Below are 338 nucleotides of genomic sequence, written 5' to 3'. Positions count from 1 at the left end.
GTGGACAATGCAGCAAAAATGGAACCAGAATTTTGACGGCGAACTCATGCCGGACATCCCGCAGAAATTTCTGAACGCAGGATGCGATGTTTATATGGTGATGCAACTGCGGCATGACGAAAAAATCCTCGATGAAAGATTTGCTTCTATGCGGGAGTTGAATCGTCGAGGCAAAACGCCCGACCCGGAGCATTACGAGGTCACCTACTACGCTGATCTGCCCGCCATGTGGCAGGATGTGCCGAACAACGAGGTTTTGGAAGAACTATTTCAGATGTTCAACCTCTCCCGTCCGCAGGATTTTGAGGGGCACAGCCTGTCGGTCAGCGATGTGATCG

General features: G+C 51.2%; 1 protein-coding gene. It reads left to right on the top strand.

Features of this window, described 5'->3' with window-relative positions; genetic code table 11:
• Positions 1-7 precede the first annotated feature (7 nt).
• Positions 8-338 (top strand): YodL domain-containing protein (locus tag P0G09_RS20910; RefSeq protein WP_342760547.1); only part of this gene is annotated, 331 nt, incomplete at its 3' end.

The organism is Faecalibacterium sp. DFI.5.82, from assembly GCF_029076575.1.
In the GTDB taxonomy this organism is placed as follows: domain Bacteria; phylum Bacillota; class Clostridia; order Oscillospirales; family Ruminococcaceae; genus Faecalibacterium; species Faecalibacterium duncaniae.
Note: the sequence above shows the minus strand (reverse complement) of the source record. Positions and strands in the feature narration are given on the sequence as shown.